The organism is Pedobacter sp. CFBP9032 (genome assembly GCF_034045265.1).
In the GTDB taxonomy this organism is placed as follows: domain Bacteria; phylum Bacteroidota; class Bacteroidia; order Sphingobacteriales; family Sphingobacteriaceae; genus Pedobacter.
Genome location: NZ_JAXCWE010000002.1, coordinates 458,630 through 479,928, shown reverse-complemented (window position 1 = coordinate 479,928; position 21,299 = coordinate 458,630). Strand labels below are relative to the sequence as shown.

The following is a 21,299-nucleotide window of genomic DNA, read 5'->3' as shown; positions in this document are numbered from 1 at the left end:
GATTTGCTTAAAGCCTAAACGTTTTCCAAATGGGGCGTTTCGGTTGGTGAAGACACCAAACCGATAGTTTTCATAACAATATGGATGCCTTCACTGTTCTTTGGAGATGGATGCTTCATTTAAAAACTATTATTCAGGAACAAGTGGCCTTTTGCTGCCTGTTCCCAATAAACTCCATTATCCTGAAGCGTTTCAGGATAAATCGAGGCTGTGTTATTATGCTTCGTTGATGAATACAATTGAAATTAATAGTAGTTTTTATAAGATTCCGCTTTCTTCGACGGTAACCAAATGGGCGGCAGATGTACCAGACCATTTTCGGTTTACTTTTAAGCTCTTAAAAGAAATTACGCATAATAAAGATCTCGCTTTCGATGAGGAACGCGTAGCCAGATTTTTCGAAGTGATCGGTCATGTGAAGGATAAAAAAGCCTGTCTGTTAGTGCAGTTCCCGCCGAGTATCCGGATCGCTCATTTTACACGCCTCCGTTACCTGATGTCAGTGCTTCGGGAAAATGATCCGGATATGGAATGGAATATTGCGCTGGAGTTTAGGCATCCTTCCCTTTATGTTGGCGAAATAGATGAACTTTTAGCGGAATATAAATTGGGCATGGTGATCCATGATAAATCTCCAGCCAATTCACCGCTTAAAGCATCAGCGCCCAACTTTATTTATCTTCGTTTTCATGGTCCGGGAGGAAATTACCGTGGAAGTTACCAGGACGATGTATTATATGAATATGCTGGTTACATTTCAGAATGGCTTGCAGAAGGAAAAAAAGTGTTCACTTACTTTAATAATACGATGGGCACGGCACATGCTAACCTGAATACACTTCGTGAGTATGTTAGTAACATGAGTTAAACAGATTGCTATAACTCAATCAAACCCACTTTTAATGCTGATTTTCTGATTGCTAGTTGCTAAAACTGTTTATGGCCTTATCCAGGTAGAATTGATTGTTTTTTAGTTAGACATTTTAACGCTTTATCCATGTAGATTTTAATTTGTATTATCTCAGAAGCTACCTAAAGTTCAGGTAGGAAGATTAATTTGCGAAGCTTTGGTGGCCTTTTCTGTTGAAAATACGTCGGATTTTTATGGTATTGTTATCAAAATTTTCGAAAGTAATGGGTATACAGGCATTTGAAATTCCTTAAGTGGTAAAATATAATTTTTAGATAGCTTTTTGGGTAGATTTTTTTCCCAACCTGGTAGAATAAAAGCCAGATACACTGACCGGTAAAATTAAAATCCAGATATAATCATCTAACGGGCAATCTGTTCGATATTCACGCTCAGTAAAAGTTTCATTGTGTCCGATAAAACAACCTCCGAACCACCACTTAATATCACAAACAAAATTAGTTGACGTTCTGGTATTACCTGTTGCTACATATTTACAAAGCGAACTATTTTGGCTGGAGATTAAATTATTGTTTCGATCATAAATATAATATCCATTTGCAGATGTAGATACACCCCATTGTTGAGCTGATACGGATAGGCTTAGTATTAACAAAATACCAGTAAATAGATACGTAAAACTTTTCATAATATTCTTTAATGCTGTTTGAATAATTAACAAGCGGCAAAAGTATATCTAAAAAGTTACACAAGGTTGTGTGTATGTAGTTTTAGATTGACAAATATCAATTGGTTTGTTTAGTTTCGTGGAGATGAATCATTACCATGGTTGGAAATGAAAGGAACAGATATCAGATCTATATTTGCCTTGGTTTATCTTGGGTTAAATTTTGCTATCAATATTTAACTGCCTGGCAATAAAGTATTAACCACTGATAAAAAGGATGGACACAGATATAAAATTCATGTCCATCTGTAGTTCAAAAAATCATTAGCTGATTAGCATTGGAAAGGTATCCAAAGCACTGGAGAATAGGAAATATGGTATTAAAAAGGAGATAGTGTTCGTAGCTTACTTGATAAAATAGTGTTTAAGCAAAAACCCCTGCAAGTTGACACTTACAGGGGTTTCTTAAAGTTTTAAAACGGAAATTGTTTATTAAAAAACTCTTTTTAATCTGCTTTCGCCAGCGCCATAATAGAAGTTAACTATTCTTTTATCGCCTTTATTTGGAAGCAAGTAATTTAAATTGGTAACTAAACTAGTGGCGAAGTTTAAATTTGAACTAAAATTTAAAACGTATAAGTTCTGAGAAGAATCATAAATTGTAGCTCTTGAAATTACACCCTTGGCATTTGTCACGATCCTTCCGGCAGCGTCTCTTCTTAAGTGAACGTATCCATAACCTCCTTCTGGAGAGCTGGTGATTATAATTTTTCCTGCACTATTGGTGGTAGCACCTAAAAGCGGTTGGCTTTTGATAAGATTACCTGTAATGTCGACAGTAGAAACATCTAATTTTGTGTTGGCATCAAATGTACTTTGATTTAAATCGTAATAAAAACCGTTGTAATAATTATAATTAGATACATTAAGACGCTCTATCTGATAACCATCGGTAATGACGCTCAGGTAAGCCGCGCTATTGGAATTTCCGTTTAACGGCAGGTAAAGTTCTCTGCCTGATTTATCTTTTGGAAATTTCAGGTAAATAGGGCTGATAATGCTTGGAATATTTGCAGCAAAAGAATTTACATTAAAATAAGTTTTAACTGAAGCTACGTAAGGCAATTGAAACGGCACCGAACTGGTTTCGGTATCCTCTGTGGCATAAATATATAATTTTTGATCGGCTTCGATTTGTGCAAACTGAAGAGAATACCCTCCCGGTGCAGCAGGTAATTTTAATGAATAAGTACCCGTTGCTGTAGTAAATGTTGGAAATTGTACGCTATATGAGCCATTAAAGCCGTTAGGGACAGATGTAGAAGCCGTAACCAATACATTTCCGCCAACTTTTTCTGGTGTAGAATTGGTTAGATCAGTATCAATATATAAGGTTCCGGAAATTTCGTTTGATAACTCTGCAGTATTCCACAACTTTGCTGTTCCTAAAGTAATGTCTTTACGCATAATTTGCGTTGCTGCATAGCCAGTTTTGGTAATTAAGAAAGTACTGGTAGGGAACAAATATAATGAAGAGAACGTTGCTATACCTTGTGCACTTGTTTTAGTAGAGAAAAGTTTTCCTTCTGATGAAACGATAACATCAGCATCTGCAATCGGCGCATTGGTAACTACATCCGTAACGGCAACACTATAATCTTGTTTAGCAGCAGCAACCGCACTTGTACGCGCTAAACTATCGTTCAGTTTTAATTGCTGAAGCGCAGCGGTATTAACAAGTTGTTGCAGCGCGTTTGCACCTTTTTGTTTCAACGTTTCTAAATCCAGTTCATGCTGGTATTTTAACGTTAATAATTCCTTCTGGGCAGCAATTGCATCTGCCTCTGAGAATTCGTCTTTTGAACACCCTGCGGCAAAGAGAGCCAGGGCAACTAAGAATAGTCTGGTAAATTTTAATTTCATATGAGTTAATTCTGGATAAGATTTTTAAGTTACTGTACCGGAATAATAAGGCCCAGTTTAGATACAAAAGCGTTGGATTTGATGTCGCTTCCGAAACCTACTTTCTCCGTGTAAGTATAATTTTCTCTTGCCGGGGTTGCGCCAGCCATGTACCTGAAGTCTAACAACAATTTCACTTTGCTGAATAATGGTAAACGCAGATCTGCTCCTACAATCAGGTTCAACCTATCCCGGTTATACCTGCTGGTCACATTTTCTGTGTCTGATGCGGTAGTGATAATATCTTCTCCCGGCAATAAATCACCAGTCTTCTGATAACGATCAATTGCGTTGAAGTTATAGGCATAACTCCCGCCAAGGTATAGTGATGGTTTCCAATCTTTTCTTAACGGAATGGTGTATCTTACCAGTAAAGGGATGTTCAGACTATTCAAATGCACGGAGCTGTTTTTAACATTTTTGGTTGTAAAACTCTCCGGTAAACCATACCTGGTATCATCTTTAAAAGTTAGGAGTTGGCCACCCTGTTGAGTAAAGCTTGCCTCTAACTGGATACTCCATTGCTTATAAACGTTATAGGTAAGCAATAATCCGGCATCGTATCCGGTATTGATTCCTGTTTGAGGCTGCCCACTACTAAATTTATTTACTGTTAATCCTCCAGCAATACCAATCTCAAATTTCGAAGTAGTAGCCTCAACATGAGCTGTATCAATCTTAGTTTGGGCTTGAGTAGTGTTTAATTGTAAAAAGAGTATCGCGAAGCCGACAATAGAAATAGCATGTAGCTTGCAAATTGCAAAAAATTGCAACATTAAGGATAGAGGGCGCATTAATGATTTGTTTGTTCGCCAAAAGTAATAAATTTTTATAAATATTATAATCCGCAATCACTTTTTGTGTAATTTATTTTTAAATCTGTTTAAATGTCTAATTTTCAGTAAGTTGTATTAAGATTGAAGATCTCCATAAGCTTGAATAGTGACTTATAAAAACGACATTTTTGTAGTTTTTGGAAAAATTTAATGTGACTTCTATTGATATTTTAGTTGTTTATAAAAATGATCGTATGGATAAATGAGTTAATAATCTGAAACTGCACAGGCAGTATTTATCGTGCACCATTTTATTTGTTCATGCTTGTAAATCAATCGTATTACCGATATAAAACTTAGGCTTAGTGTTAATATCCTAATCAATAGGCTTTTTCTTAAATTTGGTTCTGTAGGGCGTTAAAGAATAAATTTGTACGCGTGCATTTAAGGTGATGTTGTAATCAATACATCTCGATTAACACGATGCCTTATTAACTGCAACGCGCTTAGACTGCAGGTGATTAGCATAACGACAAAATAAATATTAATGAAGAAAATAGGACTGGTTGGGGGAATAAGCTGGGTATCAACAATGGATTATTACAAGTTCATTAACGATGGTGTAAACGCCAGACTTGGTGGGTTGAATTTTGCAGAATGTATCATTTACTCGCTAAATTTTGGGGATATTCATTCCAAAGGCTGGGATAATTCTTATGATTTATTTTTAAATGCCTGTGAAAGTTTAAAGAATTCCGGAGTGGAAAGTATTGTGTTATGTGCAAATACGGCTCACCTTTTTGCTGATCAACTTCAGGATACAATAGGTTTACCTATCATTCACATTGTGGAAGAAACGGCAAAAGCTGTTAACAACAAAGGCTTCAAAAAAGTAGGCTTATTGGGTACTAAATTCACTATGGAAATGAATTTTTACCGCGACAAATTGGAAAAGTATGGTCTTGAGGTTCTGATACCTGAAAAAGAGGAAACCAGAGATTATATTCAACGAACCCTTAAAGAAGAATTAGGAATAGGTTTTATTAATCCGGAAACAAAAACTAATTACCTCTCTATTGTAAAAGATCTTGTAGACAGCGGTGCCGAATGTATAATTTTGGGTTGTACAGAGATACCTATGCTGATAAACCAGGATGACTTTAATATCCCTGTTTTTGATACAACAGAGATACATTCGCAAGCGATTGTTGATTATATAGTTTCCTAAAATCGGGCAACTTGAAATGAAAAGAATGTTATTTGATTAGCACAGATAGCTACGTTTTTACAACAAAATATCAGTTTGATTCAACGAAAAATGTTTTAGAGCTTAGTCAAACCAGCAAGCCATATATTATTATTGCAGGTACTGTATTGTACTTAATCAACTCTCAAGCAAGGATTAAATCCTTGAAGCAGTGCTTACATTTCATTGTTGTCTCTGCATGCTTTTTATCTTTTATTCCTAAAAGAAAATATCATTAAAAGTATTAGATCATACAACAGCATGCCCTTCGGAATGCCCCATATATCAATAATAGTTAAGTAGAATAGGAGGAATAAATGCTATACAATCAAACTGGCCAATTCCATTAAATCAATATAATCTTCCTGAACCATTAAGAGTAGGTTAAACAGCAACTTGTAGGATAATAATTTCCCGCAGATCCGGGTGATTCCGCTGATCCAGAGATAAATCAGCGGTGATCATTTAGATCTGCGGGACAATCCCATATATTATAATCGCTTAAAGATTTACAATAGTTGGAGGTATTAATATCGCTCAAGTTACACTATACCTTGCTGTACCAGACTTTTTTCATGTATCGGTTGTCTTAGCAATCGAAAAACTCATGACTATATTCAATGGCATTGACAGATTAGCGAGATAAACTTGAGCTGATTGGTGAGACACCAACCAGTAGGTTAAATGCTGTACAATCACACTGGCTATTCCATTAAATCAATATAATCTTCCTGAGCCATTAAGAGTAGGTTAAACAGCAACTTGCAGGATAATAACTTCCCGCTGATCCAGGAGATTCCGCTGATCCGGGGATAAAATCATCGGTGATCATTTAGATCTGCGGGACAATCCATTATATTACAATCGCTTAAAGATTTACAATAGTTGGAGGTAATAATATCGCTCAAGTTACACTATACCTTGCTGTATCAGACTTTTTTCATGTATCAGTTGTCTTAGCAATCGAAAAACTCATGACTATATTCAATGGCATTGGCAGATCAGCGAGATAAACTTGAGCTGGTTGGTGAGACACCAACCAGTAGGTTAAATGCTGTATAATCACACTGGCCAATTCCATTAAATCAATATAATCCTCCTGAACCATTAAGAGTAGGTTAAACAGCAACTTGTAGGATAATAATTTCCCGCAGATCCGGGTGATTCCGCTGATCCAGGAATAAATCAGCGGTGATCATTTAGATCTGCGGGACAATCCCATATTTACAATCGCTTAAAGATTTACAATAGTTGTAGGTAATAATATCGCTCAAGTTAAACTATACCTTGTTATTAGAGACTTTTTTCATGTATCGGTTGGTGTCTCACCAACCGAAAAATTCGCACCTATATATTCTATTTTATTAACAGATTGAAGAGATAAAAACTTATGCTGGTTGATGAGCCACCAACCAGTAAGGTTAGGCTAAATTTTATTTCATTAAGCCTCGGTATACCGAACTATTGTGCGTCCAACCATGCACTTTTAGGATCGTTAAAGTCTTTGATCGTCTTTCCATCGTAACGATGCACTCCGTTCATAGACCCAAACCAAATACCTCCTTTATTATCTTCTAAAATCCCGAAGATCATTCCTTTAATTGTTATCTCAGTTACCTTTGGCTTTTTATTAAATAAGGAATTTCCATCATAACGGGAAAGTGTCCAAGATGTGGTGTTATTACCAGAAGGTATCTTCCCAATCTTATTATCACTTTCTGAACTCGTCCAAATATTGCCTTCTTTATCTTCGTAGATGTAACCAACAAATTTTTGAGTGAAATTGGTAAATGTTTTGCCGTCATAGCGCCAAAGGCCATCAGCACCGCCAAGCCAGATATTGCCTTTTTTATCGCTGATTATCGAACGAACGTTTGTAAAAGGTTTACCATCTTTATTGATAGTGGTAAATGTCTTTCCGTCATAAACGGTAGCGTAGCCCCTGGTACCAAACCAGAGCTTTCCAGTTTTGTCTTCAATGATTGCGTTAATATCATTATGCGACCAATGATTTTTTGGAAGCTGATGTTTGTAAAATGAAACATGGACAGAGTCGACTTCATTATGAATAGGTTCAGCGCCGGTATAGACAGAATCAGCCTCGGTAACGAAAGGGGCTTCGTTCATTTTAAAATTTTGAAAGGATTTCCCATCATAACGGCTTGCTCCGCCTTCAGTACCAAACCAAATGTGGCTGGTTTTGTCTTCATAAATATTAGTAACCCGGTCATTGATAAGTCCTTCTCTGGTAGTAAAATGTCGGAAAGATTTTCCATTATAGTAGTACACACCAGAGCCAATAGAGGCGAACCAAAAATTTCCTTTTCTATCCTCTAAAACAGAAAAGAAACGTGCTGAACTCACTTTGCGGGTGATATTGACAAAGGATTTTCCATCATATTTAAAAACCCCTTCCCATGAAGCAATCCAAACATTGCCCTTTCGATCTTGCTTAATGGTACGAACAATACCGTTGGGGCCGTGAGGAGTGGATGTTTCTTTGGTTTCAACGGCCTGCTGAGTGCCATGTTTTTGTTGGGCCACTACGGGGAAGTTGCTTATTCCCGTCAGCATGATCATGAGGCTGTACAAAACATTTCTTCTATTTTTCATCATTATATATTTTTTTTGACGGTGGTGAAGCATCAGGAGCAATATCCATTACTGTTTATGGATGTTTGCTCCTGATAGTTTCATATCGTGTCTAATTGATGCAGCGAAATTACTTTGATAACTTTCGGCTTGAGGAATTTGGATTGTAAATAAAAATGTAAACTTTGTAAATAAAAACTTGACACTATGCATCTTAGCCGAAATCTCCTCTCCGGGAATGGTAAATACTTGTTCGGATTGATTTTACTCTTGTTTACTGCTGTAATTTGTGCAGCTTTCAGCATGAAGGATAATGACGATTTCGATATTTCCAGAAGGGAAGTTTTACTTCGCAGAATCGGACATGAACTACTTTTACAATCGGGCGATAGTACATCAAGAGTACTTCCGGTGGAAAAGATCGCCGAAAATGAATACCAGATCAGGTTTGAGCATGATCTAACATTTCAAACAGATTCCCTCGTGAATACTACACAGCGTTTGTTAATTCATGATCCGCTTGCTAATGAATATGTAGTTAATGTAGTAAACTGTAGCAATAGCAGTGTCACCTATGGATACGCGATATCCAAAAATAAAAAAGATGATATTGTAGCATGCTTAGGAAGAGTGCAGCCCAGTGCATGCTATCGGGTTAATATTAAATTCAAACCTACAGGAATAGCTACAGCAAAGAATGGTTATCTTTTGGGCAGTCTGCCATTTTTAGCATTTGTTGGTTTTATTTTTTTTAGATCTATTAAGCCAGGAAAAGCTTTACCTGCGTATAAAAATACGGATATGTTCACTTTGGGTTCGGTGTTTTTCGACGCAAAGAATCGGAAGCTCAATGTAAATGGAAATACAATAGACTTAACTGGAACTGAATCCCGTTTATTGCTCATTTTTGCATGGTCTCCCAACGAGACCATAGCGCGAAGCCGATTGCAAAAAGAGATCTGGGAAGATGAAGGTGTTATCGTTGGCCGCAGTCTGGACATGTTTATCTCAAAACTTAGAAAAAAGTTGGAATCTGATCCGAACATCAATATTGTTGTGATCCGTGGAAAAGGGTATAAGCTTGAAATTAGCGTTTAAGCCTATTCTGCTTTATAAAATTAGAGCAATTAAAAGTTAAGCATAATTTCCGTTGATGTGTTGAGCGATTCGCATTGAAATTTAGTTTGGCGAATTTTCGTTATTTGCGCTGATTTAAAAGAATGGTAGACATAAATCATCATGTTAATATGCTGTTTAGTGTATGTTATAATTTTATTAAGGGTATTTTTTCTATTTTGTTGTTTGTATATTTAAGGGTACGATAAAACAACTGAATCTTATGAAGAAATTAAACGCAGTTTCCATTAATCGTAAAAACGAAGGAAAGTTTAAATTAGTAAAGGTTTTTACGCTTTTATTAATTGTTTTAATTTTATCCCATTGCTCAAAAGATTCGTTGATAAAAGACCCAGGTATCACAACAACACTTTCTACGAATTCCCCTGATTTACAAGCCCGTTTAGAAGCAATTAAAAAATCTTTCTATCAGGAAAAGCTAGATGAAAAGATTAAACCAAAAAAAACCGACAGGCTATTGTGGTATCCGGACTGGGAAAACCCTAAAATACAGGTTGTAAACGATAGTGTTTCTTATGTTTTTTATGAGTTTTTAGGAAAAGTAGACGGAAAAAATGTAAATGTGAAATCGACGAATGGAAAGTTATTCCTGATGGTTAAAAATGAAAAAGATTTCTATAAAGCTTTTTACTATAAAGATAATGATGCACAGAGTGATAAAGGAGTAAAAGAATTTGATATGAATCAATTCACTGGCAATTTATTATTATCTAGTCTTCAAAATGGCCAGAATTATTTATTAGATTATACCAATGGTCACCTTAGCGACTCTTATTTGAAGAAAGGAGTTTTGGCGGTAAAAAAGTTGCAGTCGAACAAGGGTATCATTTCATATTGGCAAGAAAACTGTCAATCAATCGTAAGAAATTGTACATATTCTACACTATCTGTGCCTCCCTGTGCTGGTGGTGGTATAGTGGTTACTTTTAGCGCTGATTGCCAATGGCCACAGGCCATGTGTGGATATCCATTTTCCTTAACAGATTCTGATGAAGCAGTAGTATGCGAAAATGTTTGGTTTCCTGATCCACCAGATCCAGGAAATGGCACTGGTGGCGGAGATAGTGGAGAGTTTAGCCCAGTTGTCATTGATCCCTTGATAACAATGGAACCAACCACACGTCCATGCTTGGAAAGTCTAAAAAACGGAATAGTGAATGCAGCTCAATTTTCTGTTACAATGGCTAATCTGTTAAAACAAGTGAATAACGATCATACAAAAGCACAAAATGCTGTATTAGCCTTAGCAAATAATACAGATCGGACAATAACTATCGGGGAAAAAAATATACCGTATGAAACCATTACAAATCCTGATGGATCAACCATCGCAAAGGAAACACACGGTGAAACTAATCCTATTACAGGCAATATCAAACTTAACACAATTACTATGAATGAGGCATCAGACCTCGCTATCGCAGCAACACTTATTCATGAAATGATGCATTCCTATTTTGTTTGGGGTGCTAATAATCTTTCAGGAGAAGAAGCGATGGCTTTTAGTGATTTGAACAGATATCTATTTAGCCAAGAAACTGGAGCTGCTTATCCTTATAATTACCCGGAGCTTGGGGCGATGCAACATATGCAGATGGCCGAAACCTATGTAAATTCAATGGCGAATCTGTTAGTAAATGTAGCAACTTCTAAAGGTATAGGAACTTCTCCCGATACGTCTATTAGCCTCGAAGAATACTGTCGTGATATCTTTTGGGGTAGTTTACAACAGACTTCGGGACTTGATTCGCCTAATGCGGCGAGATCGAAATCCAATTCGGAAAGGGAATATAAAAATCAATCCGGTTCAACGGGTAAAAAAGAATGTCTATGAAAATTTTAATCTATAGTATAGCAATAGCCTCATGTTTCTACTGCACAGCAATACAGAATAAAGGTGAATTAAAGGATCAGAGTATAATTATCAATAAAATTATTGATATAGTATATGTAAATGAAGTTCGACCTAAATCTGTTTTAATTGGTGAGCAATTATTATCAAATTTTGATCGGTATTTAACGAATTTTACAGGTGAAAAAATGAACGATTCTTTAACTATACTTATAAATGGTAAATGGAATTATTTGCAGCATGAAAAACGGGTTTCATACTCCAAAGACTGGAAAGAAATTTCGCTTCCAAAATTTGTTACTGGTAAGAAAATTATCAGTAATAAAAAGAAAGGTGAGGATGTTCGTTTTAGTCCGGTTCAGTTTTCCCCAGATGATAATAAGGCATTTGTGGTTTATAGTAGAACCTCTAATAATATTGCACAATCAACCGTTTTCTTTTTCTTTGAAAAGAAAAATGGTAATTGGACACAGGCGGCTCATTACATCCCTTTTTTTGATTAACGTCTAATACATTTTCTAATCAATCTGGGAAAGATAAATTTTATTGTAATATGGCTTTAGAGGTTTAGAAGCAACTTCTGTATTTTAACAACTTGAAACTATAAATAAAAATAGAATATAAGATACATTAAACGCCGAGCAATATAATAAAGACTCTGAAGGTAATTATAAAGCTAAACGAGGAAATAGTTCCAATTGTAAATAGATTAGAAAAAGATGAAAAAATTATATATTATTTTATTTGTGTTTTTTATAAGCTTCCAAATTAAGGCACAGACATTGAATGGAACATATATACACAAATCAACAAGTGGAAGTATTAAGTTATCTTTTCGGGGGGACCATTTTCATCAGGTAAATATAGATAGCAATATTAGTAGAACAGAAGGAAGCGGTGCTTATGAACTTAAAGATAAAAATCTGACGTTATTTTTTGGCAAAACAAATGAATCAGATACATCAAGATACGAATTAAAGTTGGATAAAATCCGAGACCCAAATACGCTAGGATTAAAGATAATTATTCTTGATCTAGAAAATAATAGTCTGCCTATGAATAATGCATTTTGTAGCTTAACAAATTCGGAAGGAAGTACTATTTTAACAAATTTTTCAGATGCTCTTGGAAAAGTAAATCTTATGATTTATGATTTAAAACCATTTGAAACAATCATGATAAGCAGTCTTGGTTATCAAACAGTCAAAATTCCTATTTCTAAAATCAAAGGCAATATTGCTACAATAGGAGTTTCATTAAGAGAAGTTAAAAAATCAGACGAGGATGTTAATTACGTAAGCAACTTTGTAATAAAAACTAGTTCTAATAAGGAGTTTGTCTTAAAAACTAAAGATGGTAAAGAGTTGCTATTTAAATGGTCTAATACACCAATGTTAGAATAGTAATATTATAACTTTCTAAAGCCTTATTGTAAAATATTAAAGCCTCTTGTTTTTATTCTAGAATATTCTGCTTTCTAAAAAGAAATCAAAAACTAAGCATGACTTCTGTTGATTAATTCCCGTACAGCGTCAACATTCAGTCTGGCGTTGCGCTGATTTGGCCCCAGACTTTTACCAATTATCGGCAAACTTGCACCACTTATGGCCTGATAGCTGCCAAATGTCCGTCCCATATCATGTATTGGAACATCTAACATATCATCAATTAACTCAATTTTTCTTATAGATTAACCAGGTAAAACTTAGGCTGGTGGGTGAGCTGACAGCCAGTGGGTTATGATGCTTCATGAAATTTCAGGCAACAAAAAACCCCTCTAAGTTATCCTTAAAGGGGTTTAAAGCAGTGGGCCCACCTGGGCTCGAACCAGGGACCAAAAGATTATGAGTCTTCTACTCTAACCAGCTGAGCTATAGGCCCCGAAAAAAACAGTTGTTTTTTGCGAGTGCAATGTTACTAATTTGCATTCAATTTTGAAAACTTTTTAATAAAAATTTCCGTAAATCTGGCATCAGCCTTGTTTTCAGGTTAATGTATTTTCTTAAATAGGTAAACATTAACAGAGCATCGCATTAAGGCATGTTAAAAATATTGAAATTCATGGTTGTATAATCAATAAGTCAAAATTTAACCCAACTGCTTAAATGCTAATTTTTATTCAAAATAAGTGTAGTTTTATATCCGTTATTACGGTAAATTTTTAGCTTTAAACGATCAAAAAATTGCTTCAGCATTTCATAAAGAAAGATCATATCACACACTATGCCTACAGACTATAAACAATTGCAACAAGAGGTAGAAAAATATGTTGGCAATTATTTCCGCACGCATCACGATCCGCGGTTGGTTTATCATAACCTCGAACACACTCAGGAAGTGGTAAATGCTGCACAGCAAATCGCTAATCATTATCAAATAAATGAGCAAGACTTTTTTACCATCACAGTTGCTGCTTATTTTCACGATACGGGTTACTTCGAAGATGCATTAAAGCATGAAGAAAAAGGAGCAGAACTGGCAGACCAGTTTTTAAGCGAACACCAGGTAGGAGCAGAGGTTAGAGACAATGTAAAAAGTGCCATTTTAGCAACAAAGATTCCACAGAACCCAAAAAATCAGCTCGACAAAATTTTATGTGATGCCGATTTATTCCATTTGGGTTTACCGGATTTTCGCGAGAAAGGCAAGCTGATGCATAAAGAAGTGGAATTAATCTATGATAAAAAGATCAGCAAACAAGATTGGCGCAAGCGTGATATTCAGTTTATGGAATCTCACCGCTATCAAACAGACTATGTGGTGTTGCTGCTGAGCGATCAGAAACAAGCCAACATCAGTAAGCTAAAGCGTAAACTGACCGTGCAGGAAGAAATTAAAATAGAACAGGAAGAACCCAAGAACTTCGCCCCAAATTTGGTGCCTGAAAATAGTAAAAAGAAAGGTAAAGATGATCGCCCGGAAAAAGGCATAGAGACCATGTTCAGGATTACATCAGCCAATAATCAGCGGTTAAGCGATATGGCAGATAACAAAGCGCATATTCTGATCACGGTAAACTCCATCATGCTATCTTTAATTGTAAGTTTACTTTTAAGGAGACTGGAAGATCATGGCAACCTGATTATTCCCACGTTTATTTTATTAATTGTGAGTTTAACCTGTGTGGTGGTATCCATCTTATCAACGCGTCCATCCATCCCAAAGGGAGAATTTACCCAGGAAGATATGGACAATAAAAAAGTGAACCTGCTGTTTTTTGGTAACTTCTATAAAATGAGTTTACCCAGCTATACTGATGGAATGATCCAGGTAATGAATGATAAGGACTTTCTTTATGGTACGCTCATTACCGATGTTTATTCTCAGGGTGTTGTACTCGGACGAAAATATAAACTTATCCGTTTGGCTTACAATATTTTTATGTTTGGATTAATAGCTGCGGTATTTGCCTTCGTTATTGCCTACGCTGCTTACGGAAAACTTTAATGGAACAGGTGATGGAAACAGCATTCTTTAACAGGGATTTAAGCTGGTTGAAGTTTAATGAACGCATTTTAACTGAAGCTGGCCGGAATACCGTTCCTTTATTGGAACGCATTAAATTTCTTTCGATTTTTTCTTCTAACCTTGATGAGTTTTACCGTGTAAGGATGCCCGTATTACTCGCGCTGGAAAAATTAAGCAACAAAGAGAGTAACAATATTCGCATCGAAGAAGATTTACTTCAAAGTGCGAATGACATGATTTCCCGCCAGCAACAACAATATGGAAGGGTGTTACAACTGGAAATTATTCCACAACTTAAAACGCATCATATTAACCTGCTTTACGGTCAGCCCTTTCCACAACAGATTCAAAAAACATTAACACGTTATTTCCTCAGTCAGGTGATGGCGTTTTTGCAGCCGGTTTATCTGAATGATAAAACTGATTTTTTTCCAGCAAATAATGAATTGTACTTCCTCATTACGTTGAAAAATGGAAGTGATATCAAAGCTGTAATCTTAAATATTCCATCAAACGAATTGCCTAGATTTTATAAGGTAGAAGATGCTGGGGAAACATTTGTCGTTTTCCTGGATGATCTTGTTCGCTTTCATTTAAATCGTTTATTTCCTCATGATGAAGTTTTAGGTTGCTTTAGCTTTAAAATTACCCGGGATGCCGAAATCGATTTAAAGGATGAATATTCCGGGAGTTTATCCGATCAGCTGGAGAAGCAACTGATGAAACGTGATCTGGGTTTAGCTACCCGCTTCCTTCATCAGCCGGGCATTCCAGCTAATGTTTTTGAGGTGGTTAAAAAACTTTTCAATCTCAAAAAAGCAAACATGGTAGAAGGTGGTCAGTACCATAATTTAAAAGATTTAATGGGCTTTCCGGTAAAAAATGATCAGCTTTCTAATCAATCCTGGGGGAAAATTTGTAATACCGACTTTGCAGCCGGCACCCTTACTGATGCCATTGCAGAAAGAGATATCATTATCCATACCCCGTATCAAAGCTACGAAAGTGTGCTCCGGTTTTTTAATGAGGCTGCCGTAGATGAAACGGTAAAAGAAATTTACATTACCCTTTATCGCGTAGCAAGCGATTCTAAAATTGTTAATGCCTTAATTAGTGCCGCAAAAAATGGAAAGAAAGTAACTGTTTTGGTGGAACTAAAAGCCAGGTTTGATGAAGCCAACAATATGAAGTGGGCTAAAAAGATGAAATCGGCCGGGGTGGAGATTATTTATAGCGTTACTGCGCTTAAGGTTCATGCAAAGGTGGCCTTGGTAAAACGGAAAATTAACGGCAGAATGCAATATGTGGGTCTGTTTGCTACCGGAAACTTTAATGAAACTACAGCTTCATTTTATACCGATCATATCTTAATGACCGCACACAAGGAAATGCTGCGGGAGGTAGAATTGTTGTTTATTTTCCTTGCAAAACGCGTTAAACCAAGCTCAGCAGATCTGATTCCTTTTAAACATTTGCTTGTGGCGCAGTTTAATTTGCAGCAAAGCTTTCTGGATTTAATTGATCGGGAAATTGAACATGCCGTAAAGGGGAAACCAGCAGGTATAACCATTAAAATGAATAACCTAGAGGAAAAAGTCTTAATTAATAAACTTTACGAGGCTTCAAATTCCGGGGTGAAAATAGAAATGATAGTAAGGGGTATTTGCAGGCTGATTCCAGGGGTAAAAGGAATGAGTGAAAATATAAAGGTAACGAGAATTGTAGACCGTTATTTGGAGCATGGCCGGATTTTTGTTTTTCATAACCTGGGTAAACAAGATCTTTATTTAGGATCTGCAGATTGGATGAACAGGAATATCTATCGAAGAATAGAAGTATGTTTTCCAATTTATGATGAACAAATCAAAACAGAAATTCTGAATCTTATCGAGATCCAGAAACAAGATAACGTACAGGCTGTTTTAATTGATGAAAAAATGGATAACATCCCCGTTACGGCAGGCAAAAATACCGTATCATCACAACAAGGGATTTACCAATATTTAAAAGACAAGTATTAAATTTTTAGTTTATGAATAATAATAAAATAAAATTGACATCTATTACAATTGCATTCGTAATCGCCTTTATCGGCGTATCCTGTGTAAATGAAAAACATGATGATCAAGCTACAGATAAAACCGAAACCGCTACCGAAAATACGATGTCAAGTAATGAAAAAACGGATTTCCCTTACGATCTTGACAATCCTGTAAAGTATAACATGCCCCAAAACTTATTTGAAATTTCTGGAATTACCTTTCATAACGGCGACCCCAAACAAGTTTTTGCGATTCAGGATGAAGATGGTGATTTATTCCGTCTAGGCTTAGGAGATAAAGAAGCAAAATACACCAAATTTGGTAGTAAAGGCGATTATGAAGACCTCGCGATCTTAAGTGATCAGGTAATCGTTTTAAAAAGTAACGGAGAATTACATACTTTTCCCATATCAAAAATTAATGAGCCAGAAGTAACAGATGTAATTAAAACTAAAGATCTGGTACCCAAAGCAGAATATGAAGGCCTTGCCGTAGATGAAAAAACGGCTACTGTTTATGTGCTCACCAAAGAGGTGAAGAAAGGTAAAAAAGGAGAAACCGAAATTTTTGCATTTAAGTTTAATGAGGGAAGTTATACACCAGCCGGAACTTTTTCCTTATCGCACAAAATGATTGCTGAAGTAGGTGGTGAATCAAAAATGAATTTCCGTCCTTCTGCCTTAGCTAAAAACCCTAAAACGGGAGAGTGGTATGTACTTTCTTCTATGAATAAGCTATTGGTTATTACAGATGAAAACTTCAAAATCAAATCAACACAGGTATTAAAGGGAAGTGCTTTTAACCAGCCCGAAGGGATTGCTTTCGATAAAAATAATAACTTGTACATTTCAAATGAAGGTGGAACACTATCTGCCGGAAATATTTTAATGTTCAAGTCTAAATAGGGATATTGAAATTCCTTATCTTTATCAGCAATAACCTACAAACATGATAAAGACGTTTACCCTTATTGCTGCATTCTTTTTTTTGCTTGGTTTTCATTCGTTCGCTCAAAATGATGTGAAATACCGTGTCATTCTTTTCGGCGATGCCGGAGAGATGAATCCGGGGCAAATGCAGGACCTGAAAAACGCAGCGAAACAAATTATTCCAAAAAAAACGACAGTAGTTTACCTGGGCGATAACATCTATCCAACAGGGATGGGTTTGCCTGGAAGTGCAAATGAAGAAGATACTAGGAAAATTTTACGTTCTCAGTTCGAACCGATGCGCAAAATGGGTGCTTCGGTTTATTTTGTGCCAGGAAACCACGATTGGGATAAATCAGGACCAAATGGCCTGGCAAAAATTAAAGCTCAGGATGATTATTTAAAAGCACAGAATGATCCACTGTTAAAATTGCTCCCTGCTAATGGATGCCCTGATCCGGTAGCCATAAACCTAACCGATAAATTAACCATTATTGCTTATGATAGTGAATGGTGGTTATTTCCTTACAATAAGTCTAATCCGCAAGGAGAGTGCGATTGCCTTACTAAAGATGATGTCTTGGTGAAAATGGAAGAATTGCTGGAGCAAAATAAAAATAAGGTTATTCTATTGGCATCACACCATCCGTTTCAAAGTTATGGCCCGCACGGCGGATATTTTAACCTCCGAAATCACCTTTTCCCACTTACTTCGTTAAAGAAGAATCTGTATATTCCAATGCCTGTTTTAGGTTCAGTATATCCTTTCCTAAGGTCTACATTTTTAAGTCCGGAAGATTTGAATCATCCAGCATATAAAGATATGATCAGGTCGGTAAATGGAGTTTTTGGCGATTATCCAAATGTTACCTATGTAGCAGGTCATGAACATGGTTTGCAATTAATTAAGAGCAAACAGTTACAGATTATCAGTGGTTCAGGCTCGAAGGTTTCTCCAAATAAAAAGGGAAAGAATTCATTGTTTCAGGAAATGCAACAAGGCTATGTTGTTGCGGATCAGCTGATGAACAATGATATGCGTTACGAATACTATATCTATTCTGATACCAGTGTTAAGAAGGTTTATAGCTACCTTAAAAAGTTTGAGCAAATTCCATCCATTGTTAAAAACAGGGATAAACCGCTCACTGCTGATAGTATTTTTGTTCGCATTAAGCCAGAATACGATAGTGTTGGTCGCTTCCATCGTTATGTTTTTGGCGAAAATTACAGGAAGGAATATGCAGAAAGAACTAAGGTTCCAGTGTTGCATGTATCTAAGATGATGGGTGGTTTAAAAGCAACCCAGCGTGGTGGCGGGAACCAGTCACGTTCCTTAAGATTAGAGGACAAAGATGGTAAAGAGTATGTTTTGCGCAGTATTGAAAAGTTTCCAGAAGTTTTATTGCCAGAGGCATTACGGAATACCTTTGCAAAAGACATCATTAAAGATAACATGTCTGCGCAACATCCATTTTCCGCTCTGGTTGTTCCAGAGCTTGCTAAAGCAGCTAAAATTCCACATACCAGCCCGATTATAGGATGGGTTTCTCCAGATGATGGATTGGGAGAATTTGAATCTGCTTTCGCCAATACATTGTGTTTATTCGAAGAAAGAGAGCCTGTTGGCGAGTCAGACAGTTCTCCAAAAATGGATAAAAAGCTAAATGATGATAACGATAATAAATTAGACGGACCGGGCTGGGTAAGAGCGAGATCACTCGATGTGTTGTTAGGCGATTGGGACAGACATGAAGACCAGTGGCGCTGGAAAGAAACTAAAACCGAAGACGGGTCGAAATATACACCAGTTCCCAGAGATCGAGATCAGGTGTTTTTCAGGTCAGATGGTTTTTTACAGCGGTTTACGCAAGCTTCTTCACTACTTCCAATGATGCAGGGCTACGAACGGCCGTTAAAGGATATCAACTGGTTCTTGTGGGAGGGGAGGGAAATCAGCAGCCGCTGGACCGCCAATATTGAAGAAGAAGAATTTAATCAGATTGTAAAAGACTTTTGTGCAAACTACAACGATGAGGTTTTTGAAAGGGCGCTCCGTAAACTTCCTGAGCCCAGTTATTCATTACACCATGATGAGTTTTTGAAAACCTTGCGTGAGCGCATTGCCAACTTACCGAAACTGATGAATGATTACTATCACTTCTTCAACAGGATTGTTGATATTGAAGTCACTAACAAAAACGAATTCATTAGCATAAGTGATTCTAAAAACAATGGTTTAAGGGTAAAAATCAATAAGATCTCCAAAGAAGGAAATATTAAAGATGAATTGTTTAACCGTGAGTTCGATCCTAAAGTGACTAAAGAGCTTCGTTTTTACCTGCATAACGGAAATGACAGCTTAATTCTGGACAATAAAAACGCAGCCATTAAGATTAGAATTATCGGAGGTAAAGGCAGTAAATATTATAATTTTGAGAATAGTAATGCGAAGGTAAGGTTATATGGCAGAACCGATAAGGCCACCTATACTGGAGCAGATCAGGATAAAGTAACAAAAATTATTTCAAACGATACCTCAAACTTCACGCATATCCCCAAAGATATGTATGTTCGGAGGTCGTATAATTTAAATGCAGGTTTTAATAATGATGATGGCATTTTACTGGGATTAATTTACAAGCAAACCAACCCGGGTTTTAGAAAACAACCCTGGGGTAACTCGCAAACAGTTTCATTTTTGCACTCATTTTCTACCAGGGCATTTCGTTTTAATTATAAAGGCGAATGGTTAAAGGCCTTAGGAAAAGGTGATTTTATTTTAAAAGCAGATGCCAATGCGCCTAACAATACCCAAAACTTTTTTGGATTGGGGAATGATACCCGGTTTGATGAGCATGGAGATGAAATCAGGTATTACAGGGCCAGGTTTAATTTGTATAATATAGATGCGGCCATCAGGTGGCGCAGGCCAAAATCAACGTTTTCGATTGGTCCGTCTTATCAGTACTATAAATTTAATCAGGAAGATAATGAAGGGCGGTTTATCCTGAATTCGGGTCAGCTTCGATCTGCTGATAGCTTAACCGTTCGTAACGAAAAAATGTTTGCCGGTGCAATTGTCAATTTCACAAATAACACGCGAGATAATGACTTGCTCCCTACACTGGGTAGTTTTGTAGATTTTAAATTATTAGGTTACAAAGGTGTTAACAAATATTCGAATTCGTATGGCCAGTTTCTGGCCAGCATCGCCTTGTATAAAAATCTCGATGGTAGAAAAAACTTTATCCTCGCAGATCGTTTCGGTGGTGGGGTAACCGTAGGAAAACCTGCTTTCTACCAGTCTATGTTTTTGGGCGGTCAGGGAAATTTGCTCGGCTATCGCCAGTTCAGGTTTGCCGGTGAGCATGCGCTTTATAATAACTTAGAGCTAAGGGCAAAGTTAGGCGACTTGGTCAGCTACGTATTACCCGGACAAATTGGCTTGTTGGGCTTTTATGATGTTGGAAGAGTTTGGAAACGCAACGAAGTATCCAACACATGGCATCACGGCGTAGGAGGAGGGGTTTATTTTGCGCCAGCATCACTCACAGTTGTGCGATTCGTGGTCGGTCACTCCACAGATGGCTGGTATCCTTACATATCTTTAAATTTTAGGTATTAATTTTGCGTAACTTTAAGACAATACGGTTATCCAAGTATTACGTTTTAAAGACTTACTTACACTAAAACTGTTAATATCTTTGTAGTGAAGAAGATAGCAGTTTATTTATACTCCAGAAAGGAAATCCAA

The 21,299-nt window shown here is 36.6% G+C and carries 15 protein-coding genes and 1 tRNA gene; 10 read left to right on the top strand and 6 right to left on the bottom strand.

Annotation, left to right across the window (positions count from 1 at the left end; all coding sequences use genetic code 11):
* Positions 1 to 106: 106 nt before the first annotated feature.
* On the top strand, positions 107 to 868 hold the full coding sequence (locus tag SOM16_RS05855; protein WP_320463052.1) for a DUF72 domain-containing protein: 762 nt from the start codon (positions 107 to 109) through the stop codon (positions 866 to 868).
* Positions 869 to 1,181: 313 nt separating this feature from the next.
* On the opposite strand, the gene SOM16_RS05850 is transcribed toward SOM16_RS05855, so the two are convergent.
* The 3 genes from SOM16_RS05850 to SOM16_RS05840 form a co-directional block, all read right to left on the bottom strand.
* Positions 1,182 to 1,559 carry a hypothetical protein gene (locus SOM16_RS05850; RefSeq protein WP_320463051.1) on the bottom strand — a complete coding sequence of 126 codons (378 nt, stop codon included), beginning with the start codon at positions 1,557 to 1,559 and terminating at the stop codon, positions 1,182 to 1,184.
* 471 nt (positions 1,560 to 2,030) lie between these two features.
* On the bottom strand, positions 2,031 to 3,461 hold the full coding sequence (locus tag SOM16_RS05845; RefSeq protein WP_320463050.1) for a hypothetical protein: 1,431 nt from the start codon (positions 3,459 to 3,461) through the stop codon (positions 2,031 to 2,033).
* A gap of 29 nt (positions 3,462 to 3,490) precedes the next feature.
* Positions 3,491 to 4,294 (bottom strand): porin family protein, encoded by an 804-nt coding sequence (locus tag SOM16_RS05840; protein WP_320463049.1) that lies wholly within the window; start codon positions 4,292 to 4,294, stop codon positions 3,491 to 3,493.
* A 529-nt stretch (positions 4,295 to 4,823) separates the two neighbouring features.
* Between SOM16_RS05840 and SOM16_RS05835 the strand changes: the two genes are divergently transcribed.
* Positions 4,824 to 5,504 (top strand): aspartate/glutamate racemase family protein, encoded by a 681-nt coding sequence (locus tag SOM16_RS05835; RefSeq protein ID WP_320463048.1) that lies wholly within the window; start codon positions 4,824 to 4,826, stop codon positions 5,502 to 5,504.
* Positions 5,505 to 6,983: 1,479 nt separating this feature from the next.
* On the opposite strand, the gene SOM16_RS05830 is transcribed toward SOM16_RS05835, so the two are convergent.
* Positions 6,984 to 8,138: a ligand-binding sensor domain-containing protein gene (locus SOM16_RS05830; protein WP_320463047.1), complete on the bottom strand. Its 1,155-nt coding sequence runs from the start codon at positions 8,136 to 8,138 to the stop codon at positions 6,984 to 6,986.
* Positions 8,139 to 8,321: 183 nt separating this feature from the next.
* Here SOM16_RS05830 and SOM16_RS05825 point away from each other — a divergent pair, with 183 nt between their 5' ends.
* The 4 genes from SOM16_RS05825 to SOM16_RS05810 all read left to right on the top strand — a co-directional run bounded on the left by SOM16_RS05825 (position 8,322) and on the right by SOM16_RS05810 (position 12,506).
* Complete coding sequence (locus SOM16_RS05825) at positions 8,322 to 9,212, top strand: winged helix-turn-helix domain-containing protein (protein ID WP_320463046.1); 891 nt, start codon at positions 8,322 to 8,324, stop codon at positions 9,210 to 9,212.
* A gap of 241 nt (positions 9,213 to 9,453) precedes the next feature.
* Positions 9,454 to 11,085 (top strand): hypothetical protein, encoded by a 1,632-nt coding sequence (locus tag SOM16_RS05820; RefSeq protein WP_320463045.1) that lies wholly within the window; start codon positions 9,454 to 9,456, stop codon positions 11,083 to 11,085.
* Positions 11,082 to 11,606, top strand: a complete 525-nt coding sequence (locus tag SOM16_RS05815) for a hypothetical protein (protein WP_320463044.1) — start codon at positions 11,082 to 11,084, stop codon at positions 11,604 to 11,606. The genes SOM16_RS05820 and SOM16_RS05815 overlap by 4 nt, the downstream gene beginning before the upstream one ends.
* A gap of 216 nt (positions 11,607 to 11,822) precedes the next feature.
* A complete protein-coding gene (locus tag SOM16_RS05810) occupies positions 11,823 to 12,506 on the top strand; it encodes a hypothetical protein (protein WP_320463043.1) in 684 nt (227 codons plus the stop codon).
* A 92-nt stretch (positions 12,507 to 12,598) separates the two neighbouring features.
* Here SOM16_RS05810 and SOM16_RS05805 read toward each other — a convergent pair whose 3' ends face one another.
* Positions 12,599 to 12,739 carry a hypothetical protein gene (locus tag SOM16_RS05805; RefSeq protein ID WP_320463042.1) on the bottom strand — a complete coding sequence of 47 codons (141 nt, stop codon included), beginning with the start codon at positions 12,737 to 12,739 and terminating at the stop codon, positions 12,599 to 12,601.
* A 171-nt stretch (positions 12,740 to 12,910) separates the two neighbouring features.
* Positions 12,911 to 12,984: transfer RNA gene (locus SOM16_RS05800), tRNA-Ile, on the bottom strand.
* A gap of 342 nt (positions 12,985 to 13,326) precedes the next feature.
* Here SOM16_RS05800 and SOM16_RS05795 point away from each other — a divergent pair.
* The 4 genes from SOM16_RS05795 to SOM16_RS05780 are packed head-to-tail and all read left to right on the top strand — an operon-like array spanning position 13,327 to position 21,170.
* Positions 13,327 to 14,550 carry a Pycsar system effector family protein gene (locus tag SOM16_RS05795; RefSeq protein ID WP_320463041.1) on the top strand — a complete coding sequence of 408 codons (1,224 nt, stop codon included), beginning with the start codon at positions 13,327 to 13,329 and terminating at the stop codon, positions 14,548 to 14,550.
* 11 nt (positions 14,551 to 14,561) lie between these two features.
* The gene (gene ppk1 / locus SOM16_RS05790) at positions 14,562 to 16,592 is read left to right on the top strand and encodes a polyphosphate kinase 1 (protein WP_320463040.1); all 2,031 of its coding nucleotides are present in this window, start codon (positions 14,562 to 14,564) and stop codon (positions 16,590 to 16,592) included.
* Between the two features lie 11 nt (positions 16,593 to 16,603).
* A complete protein-coding gene (locus tag SOM16_RS05785; RefSeq protein ID WP_320463039.1) occupies positions 16,604 to 17,518 on the top strand; it encodes an SdiA-regulated domain-containing protein in 915 nt (304 codons plus the stop codon).
* 43 nt (positions 17,519 to 17,561) lie between these two features.
* Positions 17,562 to 21,170: a metallophosphoesterase gene (locus SOM16_RS05780; RefSeq protein WP_320463038.1), complete on the top strand. Its 3,609-nt coding sequence runs from the start codon at positions 17,562 to 17,564 to the stop codon at positions 21,168 to 21,170.
* The last annotated feature ends 129 nt before the right edge of the window (positions 21,171 to 21,299 follow it).